An 18,420-nucleotide genomic window follows, 5' to 3' on the forward strand; every position below is an offset into this window, starting at 1 on the left:
GATTTATTGTCCAACCGCATTGTTGGTATAGAGCCGGATTTCGACGCGGCGATTTTGCATGCGCCCTTCTTTGGTTGAATTGTCTGCAACCGGACGGCTCACGCCAAAACCGATGATCGAAATGCGAAACAGCGGGATGTTATGTTTTTCGGCAAGGTATCGCTTCACCACTTCCGAACGCATATTGCTCAGTTGTTCATTGAGTTCCATTTTACCTTCCGATGAAGCAAAGCCTTGAACTTCGAGCAGGTAGCCGTTTTTGCTTTTGATTTGCGAAGCCAATTCATCGAGCGCCGCCATCGCTTCGGGCAGGAGTTCGGCTTTGTTGGCTTCAAAGAGCACCGTCACATTTTTTTGCAGGGTGTATTTATCGAGGTTGGTGCGTAAATCATCGACATTTTTTTCAACCCCGGCGACGCGGGTGTTGGCTTGTTCGGCAGCCGATGCAGCGCGGTCAGCCTGTTCCTGCGCGCGGTCTGTGCGTTGTTTCAAATCTTCGACATCGCGGGAAATGCGACTGATTTCCTGCGTATTGCGACGCGACGTTTCTTCCAATTCGCCCGTGCGATTTTCGAGCGGTGCAGCGCGTTCATTGACGCGATTGCGAACATATTTTTTGGTGGCGCAGGCATTCACAAATAACAATGCAAAAAAAACTGCGACCAGAAGCAGCGCTTTTGATTTCATAAAGAATCCCATCTCCGTTTTACTAGATTGATTTTTTCATTGAGGCAAATGCGGCAATTATTCCGACACGGGCTTGTAAGGTGCGTTTGCCGTTGAATCTCACAGTCAATTATACTTTTTGATTGCAAGCTAAGTTTTTACACCAGGAGTCAAGACATTGGCAAGAAACATTTCAGCCCTTATTTTATCGGCAATTTTGCTGTTTTCATCGTTGACCACGGCAACCCGGAGAGGCAACGACTGCACCGCGCCTGAATTGATTTGCAAAGCCGCCGCCAATCAAGACCGTTCGCTCTATGTGCGTGACCGTTGTCGTTATGAACAGAAAATTCGCGTTGAACGATTTAAATTAAAAGACGGCAAAGAGCAATATGACGAGATACGCGAAACCACAGTGGTCGTGCAACCGCAAATGCAACCCGATAAAACCGGCAAAATTCCGGTTGATGTGCAGGTCGTCGAAGACACCGATAAAAAAGGTAATCCCAAAGACCGCATCAATCCCGAAGAGAAAACTTTGTTATCATTTGGCGCGGTTTGGGATTTGGCATTCTTCCCGCTGCTCCCGGAAAAGTTGCAGTTTTACAATTACCAGGAAGTTGTCGCTGAGCGGAAAAGCGAAAAATGGTATCGCTTTATTCCCAAGCCCGAAGTTTTAGACCAACCGCTTGCCGCAGGCGTTGTGATGTTAGACCCGGCGACCGGCGAGGTGCTGACCATCAAAATCGAATCGCTTCATAACCTCAATGTCCTGGATAAAAACGCCGCCAAACTGCGAACTTTTTACGCGACCATTGATTATTCACAATTTGAAGGGGCGCTGCGAATCCCGACCCTCGCATCAGGTGGCGGCGTATCAGAGATTCCCAAATTCGGCGGCAATTTCCGCTTTAAATTCGCCGAAGGCAAATACCGACCCGTGGCAAAGATTGATTAAAATTTGTACTTTGAACTTCGTGCTTTGTAGTTCGTTATGGGAGCCAGTAAAGCACAAAGTACAAAGTACAAAGTACAAAGTACAAATGACCCTTTCAGAAAAACTCGCTAACCTGCCAATTCAGCCCGGTTGTTACATCTATCGCGATGAACGCAATAAAATACTCTATGTCGGTAAGGCGAAAAATTTGCGCAATCGGGTGCGCCAGTATTTTCAAAACTCGCGCCATCACGACGCTAAAACCAATGAACTGGTTTCGCGCATCGCCGATTTGGAATTGATTGTCGTAGATAACGAAATCGAAGCCCTGGCGCTCGAATGCAATCTCATTAAAAAACACCGCCCACCTTTCAACATCATGTTGAAAGACGACAAACAATACCCGCACATTAAAATCACCAATGAACGCGCGCCCCGCGCCATCATTGCTCGTAAAATTTTAAAAGACGGCTCGCGTTATTTCGGACCTTTCTTGCCGCCGTCGCTTGCCTATCAAACGCTCGACATCATCAATCGCAATTTTCAATTGCGCACCTGCACTATGGAGATTGATGGCAAAGCCGACCGCCCCTGTCTTGAATACCATATCAAACGTTGCTTGGGTCCTTGTGTGAAAGACCTCTGCACCATCGAACATTACAACGAAGCGGTGCAGGACGTTGAACTATTGCTCGAAGGCAAAACCGCTGCGGTTATCGAGACTTTGCAGGAACGCATGATGCGCGCCTCAGACGAAATGCGCTTTGAAGCCGCTGCCCGTTATCGAGACCAGTTAAAAGCCCTGTCAAAACTCGGTGAACAACAAAAGATGATGACGGTGTCCGATGATGACATAGACATTTTCGGGTATTACCGCGAATCGCATCAGTTGGCGCTTGCGTTGTTTACCATGCGCGAAGGCAAAGTAGTCGGTAAACGCGAATTTTACTGGGAAGACATCCTAGACCCGTTTGACCCCGCGACCTTTATTCAACAGGCTTTGAAACAATATTATGCCGGAAGTGATTACGCGCCGGGTGAAGTTCACACACCGGTGGATTTTGAAGACCGCGAATTGCTCGAAGAATTTTTAACGACGCTACGCGGACGCCGGGTTCGCATCATCTCGCCGCAACGCGGGGTGAAGCGCGATTTGATTGATCTCGTGGAAAAAAATGCGCGCCTCAATTTCGATCAGCGCTTTCGTGTGCAACGACCCGATATGAGCAAGGTGTTGCAGGAACTTCGCGACGCGCTGGAACTGCCGGAACTGCCTGAGCGCATCGAATGCTTTGATATATCGAATATTCAAGGGGATGAAAATGTGGCTTCGATGGTGGTGTGTGTCGATGGTGAGATGAAAAAGAGCGATTACCGCAAATTCAAAGTCCGTTCGGTCGAAGGCGAGGCAAACGATTTTCAATCCATGTATGAAGTGGTCGGGCGTCGTTACGGTCGGCTGTTGAAAGAAGGGCGACCGATGCCCAATCTGGTGTTGATTGATGGCGGCAAAGGGCAACTCGCAGCGGCAGCCAGGGCGTTGCACGAACTTGGACTTGAAGCTTTGCCCACGGCGTCGCTTGCGAAAAAAGAGGAGTTGTTATTTGTGAAAGGTCGCAGCGAGCCGGTGCGCATCGACCATCATTCACCGGTGTTGCATCTGGTACAGAAGATTCGCGATGAGGCGCATCGGTTCGCCGTCACCTATCATCGCAAGCGCCGGGCGATGCGCGATTTTCAATCGGAACTGACTTCGATACCGGGCGTCGGTGAAAAATTGAAAGAGCGATTGCTGCGCAATTTCGGCAGTTTAAAGCGCGTATCGGAGGCAAGCTTTGCCGAACTTCGCCCCTTCGTCGGCGAAACCCAGGCACAGCGTATCGTCGAACATTTCGAGAACCTGCAAAAACAAATCGCTGAAGAACAACGCGAGTCTGATTTCGAGTAGACGGGCAGGGTGTATTTGCCTCTATCTCTAATAGTCATACCTAGATATTTATCTGGTAAAAACTTCATTATTGAATTCTAAATTTCTTTAACCCTTTAACAAATTCAACGAAAAAAAGCAGTAAGATACCCGTCTGTTATTCATTTTCCTACTTGTGTATGTAGTGGCGGATTTTTGCGATTAGCCTATAGTTTGGCACGGAGTTGCAACTCCACGAAAAGAATAAAAAAACAGAGGAGAAAACAGTATGGGAGCAACACTACATATAGCGAATATGAACGGTTCGCAAATCATTAAAGAGTTTTATCAACGGTGCGGAACCGAAATTATTGACGGGGTCGCCACACCGATTAGCGATATTCTGAGCTTTTCAAATTTGGAAGAGTTGTTCGACAACATGATTGCCCATGACAGCACCCATGTCATTATCGCGCATGGCAATGCCGAGCAGGGGTTGCTCATCAAATTCGCCAGAGAGTCATTTCGCAATGCCACCGGGTTGATTATGAGTGATTTCGCCACGCTTGCCGAACAATTCCCCCTGGGAAAATTTTTGAAGCAAATAAAGGTTGATATAACTGACCCACGAATCAAAAATCTGGCGCAGGCAATGGGCGTTCGCGTGACAACGCTGGCGCGGCTTTTTGAACAACTGGGGATTATCAGAAATCACAAATACAACATTGCTTTTCGCGGCTGCAATGTCGGCAACAACCCCGATTTGTTAAGGCTTTACAAAAAAGCTTTGGGTGCGTCCAAAGTTTCGGCTCCGGCGTGTCGCAATTTGTTCTTACGAATCAAACCCGGCAAACCGCCGTTTCAAACCACGATGGGAACCCTGACTTCGAGCGCCACGCAACCGACGACCCCGAAAACCCGCCGACGGGCATTCTTTGATCCGACTTATGGCGTAGCTTACGGTGAACCGATTGTCATTGATGTTCAAGACCTCGACGGACATACCAACGTGTCATCGAAATCATTTATGAACCTGCCAAATTACGCATCAGGTTGGGGCAAAGAACTCAACCTCGATTGGAAACAAGCGCCCGCCGGGACAGGCAACAATCAGTTCATATTGCAGGTGATGTGGGATGATTTGGAATCAAGTTATCATTGCCGCAAAGACCAGAGCTATCCATTCAAAATAATCTCGGTGTAATTCAACAGCGTTTCTTGCGCCGAAAAACGAAGCTGCTTAAATTGAGAATGGTTTTGTGTGAGGAGATACTTTATCGACTCACACAAAGTCATTGCCTCCCAAGCCGCGCCATAAATCAACTCGTCCCTTTCCTTGAACTACCGATTCACCGTCCGCTAAAATCTCTTGTTTAATGTTGGGGCACTATTCTTGACTGACAAGCAAGGGATTTAATGGCAATTAATAAAATCACAGTTCGTGGAGCGCGTCAGCATAATCTCAAAAACATCTCACTGGAAATTCCGCGCAATCAATTGACCGTCATCACCGGGCTTTCCGGTTCCGGCAAATCGTCGCTCGCCTTCGATACCATTTACGCCGAAGGTCAACGCCGTTACGTGGAATCGCTTTCCGCCTATGCGCGGCAGTTTTTAGACCAACTCGAAAAACCCGATGTCGATTCGATAGACGGGCTTTCACCGGCGATTTCGATTGAACAAAAAACCACTTCACGTTCACCGCGTTCGACCGTCGGCACCGTCACCGAAATTTACGATTACCTGCGATTGCTTTTTTCTTCAATCGGACAACCCCATTGCCACATTTGCGGCAAACCGATTTCGCGCCAATCCGTAGAACAGATTGTCCAGAATTTGAACCAGTTGAAAGAGGGCGAACGGGTGATGGTGCTCGCGCCGATTGTGCGCGGGCGCAAAGGCGAATTTAAAAAAGAACTCGATAAACTGGCGCGTTCGGGTTTTACCCGCGCTCGCATCGATGGCGAACTCCGCCAGCTCGATGAAGATATACGCCTCGATAAACGGCGCAATCACACCATCGAAGTTGTGGTTGATCGCCTGCTGATTAAGTCCGGCGTGCAAAAACGTCTTGAAGATTCCGTAGCCACGGCTGCGAAACTGACCGATGGGCAGGTGTTGATTTCGATTATCGATGGCGAAGAGACCCTGTATTCGGAAAAGATGGCTTGCCCGAATTGCAATATCTCGATTCCCACACTCGAACCGCGTTCGTTTTCATTCAATAGCGCATATGGCGCTTGCAAAACCTGTCATGGTCTTGGCGTGAAATCCGAAATTGCTCCGGCAAAACTCATCAGCGATCCGACCACGCCTATCAAAGAACAGGAAATGTTTATGGCAGATTTGGGCATCAACAATCATTTGCGCGCCGTGTTGAAAGCCTTAGCCAATGCCGCTGGCTTTGCCGATGATCGCCCGTTCAGCGAGTTACCGCAAAAAGTTCAGGATGCCTTTTTTTACGGGCAAAAAGAGAAAGTCATTCTGCATTTCGGCAATTACGAATACAAGACCGAATGGAAAGGCGCGATTCAATATTTAGCCCGCACCAGTCGCGATGCCAAAACCGAATCCATGCAGGCGGCTTACGAATCACTCATTTCGCAAAGGGTTTGCCCCGATTGCAACGGGCAACGTCTGCAACCCGCTTCACTTGCGGTGCGGGTCGCCGGTCACACCATCGCCGATTACACGACCTTGCCCATCAAACAGGCGGTCAAAGTTTTTGGCGATGTAAAACTCACACCCAGAGAAGAAAAGATTGCCGGACTGATTTTGCGCGAAGTCCGCGAACGCTTGAATTTTCTCGAAAAAGTCGGGCTGGGTTATCTCACCTTGGACAGAGCCTCGGCGACGCTTTCCGGCGGTGAAGGGCAACGCATCAGACTGGCGACGCAAATCGGTTCGCAACTGCGCGGCGTGTTGTATGTTCTGGATGAACCGTCGATTGGTTTGCATCCCCGCGATAATTTGAAATTGCTTGATACCCTCGAACGTTTGCGGGATTTGGGCAACACCGTGCTTGTGGTTGAACATGATGATGAAACCATTCGTCGTGCAGACCATGTGGTTGATTTGGGTCCCGGCGCGGGTGCGCACGGCGGACACATCGTTGCCGAAGGCACGCCCGATGATGTGACGACCTCGCCCGATTCGTTGACCGGACGTTACCTTTCCGGTGATTTGCAAATTACCATTCCTGAAGCCCGTCGTCCGTCGAATGGCAAAATGATTCGTGTGCTCGGCGCGCGCGCCAATAATTTGAAAAACATCGATGTGACCTTTCCTCTGGGGTTGTTCATCACCATCACAGGGGTTTCCGGTTCCGGCAAATCAACTTTGATTGACGATATTTTGTATCGCTCTCTGGCGAAAAATCTTTATCGCAGTCTGCTCGAACCCGGTGAGCATCGCGCCATCGAAGGCATCGAAAATATTGATAAAGTTATTGAAATCGACCAGTCACCGATTGGTCGCACACCGCGTTCAAACCCGGCGACCTACACAGGGGTGTTTACCTATATCAGGGAGTTATACGCGATGTTGCCGGAATCGAAAGAGCGCGGTTATAAACCCGGGCGCTTTTCGTTCAATGTCAAAGGCGGGCGATGCGAAGCCTGCGAAGGTGACGGGTTGAAACGCATCGAGATGAATTTTTTGCCCGATGTTTACGTGTTGTGTGATGTGTGCCGAGGGGCGCGTTACAATCGCGAAACCCTGGCGGTTCGTTACAAAAGCAAATCCATCGCCGATTTGTTGGACACGACAATCGAAGAGGCATTGCCGCCTTTGGAAAACATTCCACAAATCAAAAACAAATTGCAAACTTTGCTGGATGTCGGACTCGGTTACATCAAACTTGGGCAATCAGCAACGACGCTATCGGGCGGCGAAGCGCAGCGCATCAAACTCTCCAAAGAGTTATCGAAGCGGGCAACCGGCAGGACGCTTTACATTCTGGATGAACCGACGACCGGTCTCCATTTTGAAGATGTGCGAAAACTGCTGGAAGTTTTGCATCAACTGGTTTCTTTGGGAAATACGGTGCTGGTTGTTGAACACAATCTTGATGTGATTAAGAGCGCCGACTGGATTATCGATTTGGGACCGGAAGGCGGCGAAGAAGGCGGACGTATCATTGCCGAAGGCACTCCCGAAGAGGTCGCCCGCGTGCGCCGTTCCCACACCGGACAGGCGTTGAAAGCTCTATTGAATGGGAATAACAAAATTAAATCAGTACGCTCTATGAATACTAAATAATTTTGCTAGAATAGCAGTATTCTGCAAACGAGGTGAGACTGTAATGACTCCTAACGTCGCCTTAATTTCCGCTGCAATCGCGATATTGGCACTAGTGATTTCTATCTTCGGTGCCTCATGGTTAAATCAGCGAGCTACGGAAAAATTAATTGATCAATTAGAGAAAAGATTTGATCAACGATTAGGAGCAATAGAACAAAGGTTGGATAGAATTGAACGCCAACTCGAAGCTGTCTTCAAACCTGTCTTACCACCTCGAACCTAAAAACCGTTTGGAATTTAGTGAGCAATCCTGAAAAGCGTAAGAGCCGTTCCCACACTAGGCAGGCGTTGAAAGCTCTGCTCAATGGACGACTCAAACGAAAGCCTGCGTGATTGGCAAAATCAGCAGTTGTGCGGCTCATTCGCGGATTTTGGTTAATCCATAAACCGCATATCGCATCAGGAAGCGAATTTGCAATCAATGGCGAAGCGTCCAATCAGCATGGTGAAGGCGCCTTTGTCGGGCAGGTTAATCCAGAATGAGCGAATCGCTCCGCGCCGGTTGCCGCGCTGGGCTTTGGCGCTGCCGACCAATCGCCCGTTTGCCGCGACATAAAATTTGACCTCCAGAGTTTCATCATCTACACGTTGAGAGCCGAAGACATATTCGCCGCGTGGCAAAGTAAAATCGCCAACCTGAATCGGTGTTTGCACGGTCAGAAAGTGCGAGTATTTTCCTTCGGCGGCATATCCCGCGGTAATCATTAAAATGCCGGCGATGAATTTGCCGCGCCCGTCGGTGATGCCTGCGGCAGTGCGAAATTCGGTTTCAATGCGCTCTTTTTCAACCGGCGCGCGCGCTGGCAAAACGACTTTCAATTCTTTTTCAGAAGCCTGTCGCCAATTGTTTTGAGCCATGACCGGCATGCAAAAAATTACCAGGAGAAAAAAATGCGATGTTCTGATGAAAAGCTTCATATCTACCCTCAAACTTTTATGAATTATTAATCCAGATGAATGATGCCGTGTTGCAGAGCATAGGTTGTCGCCTGCGTGCGGTCATTGACGCCGAGTTTACTTAAAATATTATTGATGTGAATTTTGATGGTGCCTTCGGCAACCCCTAAATCCGCAGCAATCATTTTATTGCTCTTGCCTCTGGCAATTAATTTCAAAACTTCCAACTCTCTGGCGCTCAATTCCGAACGAAACATGCGCTCGGCAAGACGGTTGGCAATTTCGGGAGGAATCCGCCGCCCACCCGCGTGAACCGTTCGTATGGCATCAATCAAACTATCGCCCAGCATATCTTTTAAAAGGTAAGCGCGCGCGCCTGCCTGTAAAGCCCGATAAATATCTTCGTCGCCGTCAAAGGTGGTAAGCACGATAAACCGGCTGTTGGGAAATTCCTGACGAATTGTGGCGATGGCTTCAACACCCTGGATTTGCGGCATACGCAAATCCATCAAGGTGACATCCGGTTGATGTTGACGAAACAGTTCAATTGCCTGCTGCCCGTTGGTCGCTTCGGCAATCACGCACATATCCGATTGGGTATTAATCATTGCTGCCAGCCCCATGCGAACAACGAAATGGTCGTCAACGATTAAGATGCGTATCGGCTTTTCTTTGCTCATAACCCACGCCCTGTTTGACTCACCAAAGATTTTTGATAATTCAATCGCGACTTGCAACGCCAGATTTATTTTACCGGAACCACGGCAATCACTTCGGTGCCGCTGCCCGGTGCGGTTTGAAATCGCAATTCGCCTTTTAACCATTCAATGCGTTCGCGCATGCCGATTAAACCGAAATGACCTTCATCTGCCGAGGCTACATTTTTACAATCAAATCCGCAACCATCGTCAATCACCCGCAAACGCACAAGGTCTGGTTCATACGCGAGTTCAATTTTGATGGTTTGGGGTTTGGCATGTTTGAGCGCATTGGTGATGGCTTCCTGCCCGATTCTGAGCAGATTATTTTCCAAACTGCTTGAAAGGGTTTGCGGCACACCGCTAACCCTAACCTCGGTCTCAACCGCCGACCCTTGGGATAATTGTTTAGCGGTTTCCGACAATGCCGCCGCGAGGTCACTTTTTTCAAGCGCCTGCGGGCGCAAATTCCAAACCGAACGGCGCGCTTCGGCAAGGCTGTGGGTGACCATCTTCTGGGCAACATCGAGATGGTGTTGCGCCAATTGCGGCGATTCTTTCAACATTTTGCCGACTGCCTGTAATTGCAAACCGATGCCGACGAATCCTTGTGCCAGCGTATCGTGGATTTCGCGCGCCAGACGGTTGCGTTCAGCCAACACCGCAGAAAATTGCGCGCGCACCTGTCGAATTCGGAATTGATAAAACCCCAAGCCAACCAGCACACAACCCAAACCAAGTAATAGATAGAACCAGATGGTTTGATAGAAATAGGGTTTCAGATAAAACATAAACGAAGCGCCCGTTTCATTCCACACCCCATCGTTATTGCAGGCGAGCACCTGAAAACGATAATCGCCCGGCGGAATGTTGGTGTAATAAGCCACGCGACTTGTCCCTGCATCGCGCCAGTCTTTATCGAAGCCTTCGAGTTTATATTTGAAGCGCACTTTTTCGGGAGCGACGAAACTGAGTCCGGCGAAATGAAATTCAATTCTTCCAAGCCCCGCGCTTAAATCTCCTTTTCTGCCAATCTCAAGCGAGGTCTCATCGGCAACCACCTGTTCAATCACCACCGGCGGCGGTTGGCGATTGATTTTGAGGTTTTGCGGGTCAATCATGGCAAAACCTTTGATGGTCGGAAACCAGAGCTTGCCATCAATGCTTTTGTATCCGGCGGGTTGCCCGCCTGTGCATTCGCGGGTTTGCATGCCATCGGCAATGCCATAAGAAATCGAATTGACTGACGAAATTTTACCGTTGGCAAAATCGTTCAACTCACCAAGACTCACGCGAAAAACACCTTTGGTGCTGCTCATCCATAAATTGGCATTGGCGTCTTCGAGAATTTGAAAGATGCCATCGTCAAACAAGCCGTCTTTGGTTGAAAGGGAAGTGACTTTGCCATCTTTGATACGACTCAACCCGCCATTGCGCGTACCTGCCCAAATCGCCCCATCTCTATCTTCGTAGATTGAGCGGATGCTGCTATCGAGCAAACCATGTTCAATGGTGTAGGTTTTGAATTGTCCATCTTTCAATACGTTCAATCCGCCATTGCGTGTGCCGATCCACAAATTGTTATGACGGTCGGCATAGAGCGCCAGGATGCGGTCATCCGACAAGCCATCCTGGGTGGTGAAAACCCTGAACCGATCTTGTTTAATTGCGGTCAAGCCGCCGAGTGTGCCAATCCAGATTATTCCTTCGCGGTCTTGATGAATTGCCCAGACGGCATTATTGGATAATCCGTCTTCAATGCGATAGGTGGTGAATTGACCATTCTTTAGTTGCGTCAGACCTGCGGGCGTACCTATCCATAATCTGCCTTCGCGGTCTTCGCAAAGCGCGCGAACGATATTGCTGGCTAACCCATCTTTGACGGTGAAGGTGGTAAATTTTCCGTCTTTGAATTTCGATAAACCTTCCTGTGTGCCAATCCAAAGGCTGCCATCACGACTTTCGCAAATCGTCCAGGTTGTGTCACTCACCAAGCCCTCTTTTGCCGTGAAGGTGGTAAATTTCCGGTCTTTGAAAAGATTCAATCCACCGGCTTCCGTGCCAACCCACAGGTTGCCTTCTTTATCTTCGAGAATCGCCAACACAACATTGTTTGAAAGCCCGTCTTTGGTGGTGTAGGTCGTGAAGCGTTCGCCTTGCAACCGTGACAAGCCGCCCGGCGTGCCAATCCAAAGCGTGTGGTTGCGGTCTTCAAAAATTGAAAAGACGGTGTTGTCGGAAAGACCGCTTTGCATTGTAAACGCGGTGAATTGATTATCGCGAAATCGGCTCAAGCCGCCATCCGTACCAATCCATAAGGTGCTGTTTTGGTCTTCGTGGATTGACCAGACTTTGTTATTCGCTAAACCGTTTTCGGTGGTGAAAACCTGAAAGCGTTCGTCTTTAAAGCGAATGAGTCCGTTTGATGAACCGAACCACAAATCGCCGTTACGGGTTTGATAAATCGGCGCGAAGTTGCTGGCAGGCAATCCCTCAATGATTGTGTAGTTGGTGAAAGTCGAACCATCAAAACGACTCAGCCCTGCTGAAGTGCTGATCCAAAGCTTGCCGGAATTGTCCTGGTAAATCATCCCGATGCTGTTATCGGGAAGCCCGTCATTCATCGTATAAATGGTAAATTTCTGTTCGCGGAAACGATTCAATCCATTCACGGTGCCAATCCACAACTCACCGTCGCGGCTTTCATAAATCGATTCAATCTGGTCGCTCGATAAGCCGTTGCCCGTCGTGTAGGCATTGAATTGTTCATTGTGCCAGCGAATCAAACCGTTTTCAGTGCCGATCCATAAATCGCCTTGTGAATCGGCAAAGAGCACGCGAATCGAATTGCTTTTGAAAGCAGGGGTGTTTTGTTTATCGAATACGCGAAAGCGAATGCCATCAAATCTTGCAAGTCCTTCTTCGGTCGCCAGCCAGATGTAGCCATTATCGGTCTGCACAATTGAACGGACGTTGTTTTGCGGCAAACCATTTTCGGTCTGCCAGACCTCGTGTATGTAAAATGAGATGGGATGTTGTGAATCAAGCGCAAGCGCAGGGCGGTTTAAAGTGAGAAATACGACAGCCAACAGGCAGACAAATTTTAGACAACCGGGTTTGACCATGCATTGAATCCAAAGTTGAATGGGCTTTGCGAACCAGTACGTTTATTAAAGCTTGATTATCACCCGTGAATTTAAACCGTGTCCATCGGGATTGAGGCGTCTCAGGCGGAGGTTCGATGGACACCCACAATCGGTATAAATTGGGTAGAAAGTCATACGCCGAACCACTTTGCTATAGGGAAGAAAACATGAATGAGAAAATAAAAACGCCCGCATAGTTTTCCGAAACTACAGCGGGCGGTTATTAAATCGGCTTTGATAAAAATGTTTCGCTCACAATAAAGAGATAACCATCTAAAAATCAGAACTGCTTACCTCGCGAGAGACTATAACCCAGACTCAAATTATTGTTCTTAAACCGTTGTTCGATGAGTGACTATAACTTTAGTTATAGTCAGCGGAAGTCCGCATTAAAAACCGATGCTTAAACTCTCAGGGTTCGCAAATGCAATGAGATTTTGTCTATCGACACGAAGTTTTGTATTATTGTGCGGCTTCTCAACAGGCACTGCATAATCGGTCAGGGGATTTAGAATTGAAACAGGCTTTTTTTGACACCGGATTATCAGGCTGCCGCATCATCATAAAATATTAATTTGATGAGAGTTTGAAACGAACTCTCGAATTAGAGGATTGATTCGTTGGAACCGATTTCACATTACTATTATTCGCATCGCCTGCGATTGCATTTCTGGGATTGGGGGCAGGATGGCAAACCGGCATTGATTCTGGTGCATGGTGGACTCGACCACGCGCGCAACTGGGATTGGGTAGCGCGCGTTTTGCGCGAACATTTCCATGTCTATGCGGTTGATTTGCGCGGGCATGGCAACAGCGAGTGGACGCATGGGGCGCTCTACAGCATTGCTGAATACATTCTCGATTTATCGGCGCTCGCGGATATCATCAATGCCTTTCCGATTTATCTGGTCGGGCATTCATTGGGTGGGGTGATCGCCTCGCTCTATTCGGGTGTCTATCCTGAGCGTGTGAAAAAACTGGTATCCATAGAAGGTCTGGGACCGCCCGCCGGGCATCGCATTCATCGCCCCGCGCCCGAACGAATGCGCGCCTGGATAGAAGCGATTCGCGACCTTGAACATAAAAAATCACGCAGCTATCCGGGACTTGCAGCGGCGGTTGCGAGAATGAAAGAAGCCAATCCGCATCTTTCCGATGAAGTCGCCGAACACCTGACTTTGCATGGCACGAACTGGAATGCCGATGGCTCGCTGGTGTGGAAGTTCGATAATTATGCGCGCCCGTTTGGCCCTTACGGACAGAATTTGCAGGATGTTCGCGACACTTTCAGTCAGATTGCCTGTCCGGTTTTATTATTCTGGGGAATGGAGAGTTGGGCATCAGACCCGGAAACCGATGACCGCGCCGCGATGATTAAAGACCGGCGCATCGTTAAGGTTCCCAACGCCGGCCACTGGGTGCATCACGATCAACTGGAAGTTTTTTTAAACGCAACCCTGCCATTTTTACTTGAGTAGGTATGCGATAGGAAAATGTAAAATTGTTTACGGATATTGAATGGATTAACCGGGAGCAGGTGTTGATCGCTCCCTCAACGGGATGCATTGAGGAGAATTTGCCAAACCATTTCACTCTTCCAACAACGCGAGAAAGTCGCTGAGCATACGTTCGGTCATTCCCCAGATTGGCCCATGTTCAGACGGGTAAGCAGGCCAACGGCGCTCTTCGCCTCCAATAAAAAGCCGGAATTCGTCGGACAATCCTTCGGTTTTTAAATAATCAACCGAGACCCAGAAAGCTGCCGCCACCTCATGATTAATCTCAAGCAAGGGTGAAGACTCACTTTCTTTGAGGATATGAAAAGCTTTCGGAGCCGAAAAAATAAATGGCGACACATCGACTTTTGGAATCAAGGGATTTCGCGGTTTCAAAGTTTCGAGTTGTCCGAGTACCTCTCCGCCCAGGGATAAATCAATGCCGATTTCTTCGTGAGTTTCGCGAATCGCCGTGTGCAATAAGTTGGCATCTTCCACTTGCCATCGACCGCCCGGCAGCGCCAGATTGCCAGACCAATGATCGCCCGCGCGAACCGCGCGTTTAATAACCAACAGTTCAGCGTTGCCGAGATTTTCGCGCAGGATAAGCGCCACAGCGGCGTGTTGGCGTGTGTTGGTTATGGATTGAATATCGCTGCCGATATTCAGCTTGGATTTTACCTGTTCGCAGAGTCGTGCAAAATTTGTCATACAGTGAAAGCAAGCCAATTATTTAAACACCGATTGTAATCAATGACCGGAATGATGTGAATTGCAAAATGCATCGGTGGGTTCGTCTTTAGCCGTTGTAAGCGGCAATAAAAATAAATGGTCGATTCGGTTTTCCTTTTTCAAGTCAGGATTAATTTTAATCGGTGTTGAGTTGCGAATTGTCCGCCTCATGCTTATGATTGCGCCACAGTGGTCAGAGAATCAGTTCTCGCAAACCAACGGGTTTGCAAAATCTTTTTCCAACAATAAGGAGAAATGAAAGATGAGAATCAATCGCTTGGTTGCTGCCGGTATGGCTATGTTGGTCAGCGCCTGTTTGACGTTGGCACAGGGAAATTTTCAACGCGGCGCGCAATCGCAACAACCGCAGACGCAACCGCAATCCGAACCGGGACAGCGCCGCGCGCCAATGCCTGAAGAAAAATCATCGGTCACTAAACATAGCGCGCGCATCGGCGGGCAGCAGATTAACTACACGGCAACGGCTGCGACCTACAACATCAAAGCCGATGATGGCACGCCCAAAGCCACTTTCTTTTTTGTCGCCTACACCAAAGATGACACGACAGAATCAGCAAAACGCCCGCTGGCATTTGTCTATAATGGCGGTCCCGGTTCTGCTTCTTCGTACACCCACATGGGATTAGGTCCCAAACGTGTGTTACTCACAGATGACGGGCGCGGCATGCCTGCGCCTTATGCGGTGGTTGAAAACAGTGATTCATTTCTCGATGCCACCGACCTGGTTTTCGTCGATGCGATTTCAACCGGATACAGTCGCCCCGCGCCGGGTGAGAATACTACGCAGTTTTATGGGCTTGAACAGGATGCCAGTTATTTTGCCGATTTCATCTATCAATACATCACGCGCAATGAACGTTGGGCGTCACCGAAATTTTTGATTGGCGAAAGCTATGGCACGACGCGGTCGGCACAACTCTCTTACACGTTGCAACGGCGACATCAAATCTATTTGAACGGCATCGTGCTGGTGTCGGCAGTCGGATTTGGCAATTGGGGAAGCGATGACCGGACGATTTTCTTTCTGCCAACGCTGATTGTGTCAGCGTGGTATCACAAAGCCCTGCCGCCCGATTTACAGAAACTGAGTGTCGAAGAACTGGCACACCAAGCCAGACAATTTGCGCACGGCGAATATGCGGCGGCGCTGGAAAAAGGCGATGAAATATCGCCAGCCGAATATCAGAAAACCGTCAAAAATTTAGCCCGGTTTACTGGGCTTTCGCCAAGATACATCGAGCAAACCAATTTGCGCGTCAGCCCGCAACGCTGGTTCAAAGAATTGCTGCGTGACCGGCGGCAAACCCTCGGTCGCATCGATTCGCGATTCCTTGGAATGGATGCAGATGCGGCGGGTGAACGTTATGAATATGATTCGAGCCTTGCGTCATACGATGGCGCTTACGTTGCGATGTTTCAGGATTATGTGCGCCGCGAACTCAAATGGAATACGGAAATGTATTACACCTTGAGCGGGCGTGTGCAACCCTGGGATCAGGGGCAGCCCGGACAACCGGCTGAAGCTTTGCGTTCGGCAATGACCCAACAAGGCAGTTTGAAAGTGCTGGTGGTAAGTGGTTATTACGATGTTGCGACCCCGTTTAATGGCATCGAACATACGGTCTCGCATATGAATCTGGAACCGGCGATTCGCAAAAACATCAGCTTCACTTATTACGAAGCCGGACACATGATGTACATCGAAAAGAAATCACGCGAGAAGTTGCATAAGGATGTCGCGACGTTTATCAATGGCGCAGCCAAAACCGAAGTCGTGAGTAAACAGTAAACGGTAATTGAATTGAACAACGCGCGCAATTTTCAGCCTGCGATTTTATTCGGCAAATGAAAATCGCAAGCCGCTTTGAATTGAAGATGAGGGATGAAAATTGCGCGTTATTGAATTGAAAGGCGTTTGATGCGAATGAAATGGTTGTTTCAGATGTGTCTCTCTTTTTTTATGGCGATAACCTATTGTCTGGCGGCGCAAACTCCAGCCCCACAACAACCGTCGCGCGCCGATATTTTGCGCGGCGAATACAGCCAGTGGCGCGCCAATAATGATTTGCTGGCTTACGATTTGGATATTCGTGTTGACCCCGATAAAAAATTCATCAGCGGAAAAAATACCATTCGTTTCAAAATGCTCAAGGATGACACCCGCATTCAACTCGACCTGTTTGCCAATCTCAATGTCGATAAAATTCTTTATAAACAAATGCCGCTCAAATACACCCGCGAACTCGGAACCGTGTTTGTCGATTTTCCTGCGCCCCTCAAAAAAAATTCCATTCAATCCATTGAATTTTATTATTCGGGCTATCCGCAGGAAACCGGGCGGTTCGGCGGCATCAGTTTTCGCAAAGACCCGGCGGGGCGTCATTGGATAACCACCGCCTGTCAGGGAATCGGCGCGAGCATCTGGTGGCCCAATAAAGACCAGCAACGCGATGAAGTTGAAAATATGCGACTCAGGGTTGCGATTCCCGGTTCACTTACCGATGTATCGAACGGACGGTTCGTAGGGAAAACCGATTTAGGCGATGGTTACACGCGATATGATTGGGCGATCAATTATCCGATTAACAATTATTGCGTTTCGCTCAACATCGGAACCTACGAACATTTCAACGAAAAACTCGGCGATTTAACCATGGATTATTATTGTTTGCCGGAAAATCTTGAGAGAGCTAAACGCCAGTTCGCACAGGCGAAACCGATGATGGAAGCCTTTCAAAAATATTTCGGCGAGTACCCGTTCAAAAAAGACGGGTACAAATTGATTGAAGTGCCCTATTCGGGAATGGAGCACCAATCGGCAGTCACTTACGGCAACCGCTTTGCCAACGGTTATCTCGAACGCGATTGGACAGGCGTCGGCGTCAGTTTGAAATTCGACTTCATCATCATTCACGAAAGCGCCCATGAATGGTTCGGCAATGCCATCACTGCAAGCGACGTATCGGATGAATGGATTCACGAAGGCTGGGCGACCTACGCCGAATGTGTTTATGTGGAGGCGCTGTTTGGCAAAGCAGACGCGCTCAAATATACCAACGGTTACAAAGCCAAAGTGCGAAACCGTCAACCGATTATCACCACGCGAGGCGCGAATCAAACGCCATCGCAGGATATGTATTTCAAAGGGGCATTGTTTTTAAATACTCTGCGTTCAGTGGTTGATAACGATGAATTGTGGTGGAAAACGGTGCGCGATTATGCGTTAAAGTTTCGCTATCAAAATATTCTGACCGAAGACCTGATTAAATTTTTCAATGAACGCGCGGGTAAAAACTTGACGCCTATCTTTGACCAGTATTTGCGCGAGGCGGCGCTGCCGGTGCTTGAACTGCGCTTTCAGGAAAACGAGGTGGCTTATCGTTGGCAAGCCGCAGTGAAAGCGTTTGCCATGCCGGTTAAGGTTGGCAGTAAAACCAACTGGCAGGTCATTCGACCGACCACTGAATGGCAAACCCTGAAGACCGATTTGACTAATACACCGTTTTTTAAGTTTTGTTATATTTCTGATTGTCTGCATTGACCTTCTCATAATGCCTGTTCAATTTGCTTCTTGCAGACTCTATGGAAAATTGCCAATCTATTTTTATCTGTTTTTCTT

14 protein-coding genes are annotated in these 18,420 nt (G+C 48.6%); 9 read left to right on the forward strand and 5 right to left on the reverse strand.

What is annotated here, in order from left to right; all coding sequences use genetic code 11:
• Positions 1-3: 3 nt before the first annotated feature.
• Positions 4-687 carry an OmpA family protein gene (locus AB1757_28960; GenBank protein ID MEW6131096.1) on the reverse strand — a complete coding sequence of 228 codons (684 nt, stop codon included), beginning with the start codon at positions 685-687 and terminating at the stop codon, positions 4-6.
• Between the two features lie 157 nt (positions 688-844).
• Between AB1757_28960 and AB1757_28965 the strand changes: the two genes are divergently transcribed.
• The 5 genes from AB1757_28965 (at position 845) to AB1757_28985 (ending at position 8,034) form a co-directional block, all read left to right on the forward strand.
• On the forward strand, positions 845-1,624 hold the full coding sequence (locus AB1757_28965) for a hypothetical protein (GenBank protein MEW6131097.1): 780 nt from the start codon (positions 845-847) through the stop codon (positions 1,622-1,624).
• Positions 1,625-1,709: 85 nt separating this feature from the next.
• Positions 1,710-3,551: an excinuclease ABC subunit UvrC gene (gene uvrC, locus AB1757_28970; GenBank protein ID MEW6131098.1), complete on the forward strand. Its 1,842-nt coding sequence runs from the start codon at positions 1,710-1,712 to the stop codon at positions 3,549-3,551.
• A gap of 247 nt (positions 3,552-3,798) precedes the next feature.
• Positions 3,799-4,713: a hypothetical protein gene (locus AB1757_28975; protein MEW6131099.1), complete on the forward strand. Its 915-nt coding sequence runs from the start codon at positions 3,799-3,801 to the stop codon at positions 4,711-4,713.
• 212 nt (positions 4,714-4,925) lie between these two features.
• Positions 4,926-7,769 (forward strand): excinuclease ABC subunit UvrA, encoded by a 2,844-nt coding sequence (gene uvrA, locus AB1757_28980; GenBank protein ID MEW6131100.1) that lies wholly within the window; start codon positions 4,926-4,928, stop codon positions 7,767-7,769.
• 43 nt (positions 7,770-7,812) lie between these two features.
• Positions 7,813-8,034, forward strand: a complete 222-nt coding sequence (locus AB1757_28985; GenBank protein MEW6131101.1) for a hypothetical protein — start codon at positions 7,813-7,815, stop codon at positions 8,032-8,034.
• 176 nt (positions 8,035-8,210) lie between these two features.
• Here AB1757_28985 and AB1757_28990 read toward each other — a convergent pair whose 3' ends face one another.
• The 3 genes from AB1757_28990 to AB1757_29000 all read right to left on the reverse strand — a co-directional run bounded on the left by AB1757_28990 (position 8,211) and on the right by AB1757_29000 (position 12,531).
• Entirely contained in the window at positions 8,211-8,669 is a 459-nt protein-coding gene (locus tag AB1757_28990) for a hypothetical protein (protein ID MEW6131102.1), read from the reverse strand.
• Positions 8,670-8,755: 86 nt separating this feature from the next.
• Positions 8,756-9,388 carry a response regulator transcription factor gene (locus AB1757_28995; GenBank protein MEW6131103.1) on the reverse strand — a complete coding sequence of 211 codons (633 nt, stop codon included), beginning with the start codon at positions 9,386-9,388 and terminating at the stop codon, positions 8,756-8,758.
• A 65-nt stretch (positions 9,389-9,453) separates the two neighbouring features.
• The gene (locus AB1757_29000) at positions 9,454-12,531 is read right to left on the reverse strand and encodes a two-component regulator propeller domain-containing protein (GenBank protein MEW6131104.1); all 3,078 of its coding nucleotides are present in this window, start codon (positions 12,529-12,531) and stop codon (positions 9,454-9,456) included.
• Positions 12,532-13,172: 641 nt separating this feature from the next.
• Here AB1757_29000 and AB1757_29005 point away from each other — a divergent pair.
• On the forward strand, positions 13,173-14,030 hold the full coding sequence (locus AB1757_29005) for an alpha/beta hydrolase (GenBank protein ID MEW6131105.1): 858 nt from the start codon (positions 13,173-13,175) through the stop codon (positions 14,028-14,030).
• Positions 14,031-14,141: 111 nt separating this feature from the next.
• Here the strand turns inward: AB1757_29005 and AB1757_29010 are convergent, their stop codons facing one another.
• Positions 14,142-14,759, reverse strand: coding sequence for a CoA pyrophosphatase (locus AB1757_29010; protein ID MEW6131106.1), 618 nt, complete (start codon positions 14,757-14,759; stop codon positions 14,142-14,144).
• 61 nt (positions 14,760-14,820) lie between these two features.
• Between AB1757_29010 and AB1757_29015 the strand changes: the two genes are divergently transcribed.
• The 3 genes from AB1757_29015 to AB1757_29025 all read left to right on the forward strand — a co-directional run bounded on the left by AB1757_29015 (position 14,821) and on the right by AB1757_29025 (position 18,342).
• Positions 14,821-15,039 (forward strand): hypothetical protein, encoded by a 219-nt coding sequence (locus tag AB1757_29015; GenBank protein MEW6131107.1) that lies wholly within the window; start codon positions 14,821-14,823, stop codon positions 15,037-15,039.
• Positions 15,040-15,042: 3 nt separating this feature from the next.
• Complete coding sequence (locus AB1757_29020) at positions 15,043-16,590, forward strand: peptidase S10 (GenBank protein ID MEW6131108.1); 1,548 nt, start codon at positions 15,043-15,045, stop codon at positions 16,588-16,590.
• Between the two features lie 135 nt (positions 16,591-16,725).
• The gene (locus AB1757_29025; protein MEW6131109.1) at positions 16,726-18,342 is read left to right on the forward strand and encodes a M1 family metallopeptidase; all 1,617 of its coding nucleotides are present in this window, start codon (positions 16,726-16,728) and stop codon (positions 18,340-18,342) included.
• Positions 18,343-18,420: the final 78 nt, after the last annotated feature.

It is taken from the genome of Acidobacteriota bacterium, assembly GCA_040754075.1.
Classification (GTDB): Bacteria; Acidobacteriota; Blastocatellia; order UBA7656; family UBA7656; genus JBFMDH01.